We start from the raw sequence: 2676 nt of genomic DNA on the forward strand, positions 1-2676 counted from the left end.
AGCCAGCGGCAAATACAAACTATCCACCTCAGGTGGCAGTGATGGGGCGCAAAACGCGGCGGCCGTGGTCCTCTATGCGACTGACGCCACCGCAGCTGACCAGGAGGCGGTCGTTATGGTGCGTGGACCGGCCATCGTGTCCAAGGCAGCCCTCGTGTTGGATGCCACCATCGATGATGCGGCAAAGACCGCTACCAAACACGGCCAGCTTGCTGCCTTGGGTATCCTTCCACGCGACACTGCCTGAGCCATCCGAACGCTGCCGATTCGTATCGGCTGAAACTGCATTCAGCGGCTGATCCTTTAGCGACAGTACTTTGTGCTGCCATTTTCCCTTCTTTCCCCAGGAGCACCCCATGACCCTCACCCGTAATCCCTTTGACGCGGGCGGCTATTCGCTCGCCGAGATGACGCAGGCCATCAATATCCTGCCCAACCTCTACACCCGCCTCGGCCAGATTGGCCTGTTCCGCTTTGAGGGCGTCACGCAACGCTCCATCGTGATCGAGCAGCGTGAAGGCGTCCTCAGCCTTCTGCCCTCCGTCCCACTGGGCGCACCCGCCACCGTTGGGAACCGCGAACAGCGCTCAATGCGGTCTTTTGCGCTGCCGTGGATCCCCCATGACGACGTGATCTTGCCTGCCGACATCCAGGGCATGCCGGCACTGGGCGTCTCTGATGCCGCTGATCCACTGGTTGAAGTGATGAACCGCAAGCTGACGCTCATGCGCCGCAAGCATGCCCAGACCCGCGAATATATGGAGATGAATGCGCTGCGCGGGATCGTGAAAGACGGTGCAGGCACCACGCTCTATGATTATTTCGTCGAGTTCGGTCTGGAGAAGATCTCGATTGATTTCACCTTTGGCACCGCTGGCACAAACGTGCAGGGCAAGGTCCGCAGCGTGCTACGCGCCATGGAGGACAATCTGCTTGGCGAAACCATGACCACGGCCCACGCGCTGGTAAGCTCCGAATTCTTCGACAAGCTGATCAGCCATCCCAAAACCGAAGAGGCCTATAAGTTCTTCTCGGCCACTGGCGGCCAACCGCTACGCGAGGACATGCGCCGCGCATTTCCTTTCGCTGGCATTCTGTTCGAGGAATACAACGGCTCTGTCACCCTCTCGAACGGCACGTCGGAACGTCTGATCCCCGCTGGCGAAGGTATCGCCTTTCCACTTGGCACTTTTGATACCTTCACCACCTATGGCGGGCCGGCCAATCTGCTCGAGACCGCCAATACCATCGGCCTGCCACTCTACGCCCGCCAGATGATCGACGCCAAGGGACGCTGGATCGATCTCATGACCGAAAGCTCGATCCTGCCCGTGAACAAGCGGCCCCGCATGGCCATCCGCCTGCACTCAGGCAACTGAGGCTGAACGGGTATGACGGCATTCCATGCAGCCCTCGATCTGCTCTTTGCTGATCCGAACCTCGCCCATGAGGCGTGGCATCGTGACAGCGAAGGGCAGTTCACCTGTATCCGCATTATCCCGCGTCGCAATGATGATCTGACCACGTTCGGAGCCGCGCGTCTGGTCTCGGAAACATTCCGTTTCGACGTGCGCGTGTCTGAATTGCCCGCACCCCGCCCCGATGAACAGATCCTCTTTGGCGAAGAAACCTTCCTGATCCAAGGCGAACCCCTGCGTGATCGCGAGCGGCTGATCTGGACCATTGAGGCAACACCTGCATGAAGCTCGACCTTTCTGTCGCGGGCGACATCGTCATCGCGATGCAAGCCGAAATCCTCGCAGGCGAAAAGGCAGTCACTGCTGCCATGCGCGCGGCGGGCGGCGAGCTCAAATCCAACTGGCGTGCGCAGGTCACGCGTGCCCGGCTTGGACAACGGCTCGCAAACACGATCCGGTCCAAGACCTATCCTGCTACTGGCGAAAGCTTTGATGCTGCAGCACTGGTCTGGTCCAACGCGCCTCAGATCATCGGCGCGCATGACACGGGCCCGTTGATCCGGTCAAAGGACGGGTTCTGGTTGGCGATCCCGACGCCAGCGGCAGGCAAAGGCGCCCGCGGCAAGGCGCTCACGCCCGGCGAATGGGAGAGGCGGCGCGGGCTGCGGCTACGGTTTGTCTATCGACGTCGGGGTCCAAGCCTGCTGGTGGCGGATGGGCGGCTAAACAGTCGCGGGCTGGGCGTTGCGTCACGGTCGAAAACCGGACGCGGGAAGGCGACGGTGCCGATCTTCTTGCTGGTGCCTCAGGTGATGCTCGCAAAAAGGCTCGATCTGGCCCGCGACGCTGAGCGCGCACAGGCAGCGGTTCCGGGACTGATTGTGGCAAATTGGGCGGAGGTTAAGGTTACCAACTTGTCATAAGTTCGCCTGATTTGCAGAATATTGATAAATATCAACGTGTGGCCAGCTGCTTGCGGTCGCATGGCATTGTGGGGCACTTGCCGATTCCCGTTTGTGCATACCCACTTAGGGTCAGCCGTCGTCCTTCCCGAGACGCAGCAACGGCTGGCCCACTTCGAAGTCAGGTTACGGTGACAGCGATGGGGTGATTATGAGTGAAATGAGGCTGGAGAAGGTTGATGGTGAGCATGTCTGCAGCTGGTGTTTTGCTAGAGACGAGACCGTGCTGCATGATCCCGAGACCGATACCTACTGGCATGAAGATTGCCGCGAAGTTGCCGGCGATACGATCCACC

Annotated in this window: 4 protein-coding genes; all 4 read left to right on the forward strand. The window is 60.1% G+C overall.

Annotated features, from left to right (window positions below):
- Positions 1 to 247, forward strand: a 247-nt coding sequence (locus tag C7964_RS20090) for a head decoration protein (protein ID WP_181417264.1), incomplete at its 5' end; no start/stop codon positions are given.
- Between the two features lie 109 nt (positions 248 to 356).
- A complete protein-coding gene (locus C7964_RS19535; protein WP_110281219.1) occupies positions 357 to 1379 on the forward strand; it encodes a major capsid protein in 1023 nt (340 codons plus the stop codon).
- A 12-nt stretch (positions 1380 to 1391) separates the two neighbouring features.
- Positions 1392 to 1703 carry a head-tail joining protein gene (locus tag C7964_RS19540; protein ID WP_110281220.1) on the forward strand — a complete coding sequence of 104 codons (312 nt, stop codon included), beginning with the start codon at positions 1392 to 1394 and terminating at the stop codon, positions 1701 to 1703.
- The gene (locus C7964_RS19545) at positions 1700 to 2341 is read left to right on the forward strand and encodes a DUF6441 family protein (RefSeq protein WP_110281221.1); all 642 of its coding nucleotides are present in this window, start codon (positions 1700 to 1702) and stop codon (positions 2339 to 2341) included. The genes C7964_RS19540 and C7964_RS19545 overlap by 4 nt, the downstream gene beginning before the upstream one ends.
- Positions 2342 to 2676: the final 335 nt, after the last annotated feature.

Source organism: Loktanella sp. PT4BL (genome assembly GCF_003201935.1).
In the GTDB taxonomy this organism is placed as follows: domain Bacteria; phylum Pseudomonadota; class Alphaproteobacteria; order Rhodobacterales; family Rhodobacteraceae; genus Yoonia.

Coding starts and splice junctions, on each gene's coding strand:
- C7964_RS19535 (WP_110281219.1), top strand. CDS start 357: ATGACCCTCACCCGTAATCCCTTTGACGCGGGCGGCTATTCGCTCGCC.
- C7964_RS19540 (WP_110281220.1), top strand. CDS start 1,392: ATGACGGCATTCCATGCAGCCCTCGATCTGCTCTTTGCTGATCCGAAC.
- C7964_RS19545 (WP_110281221.1), top strand. CDS start 1,700: ATGAAGCTCGACCTTTCTGTCGCGGGCGACATCGTCATCGCGATGCAA.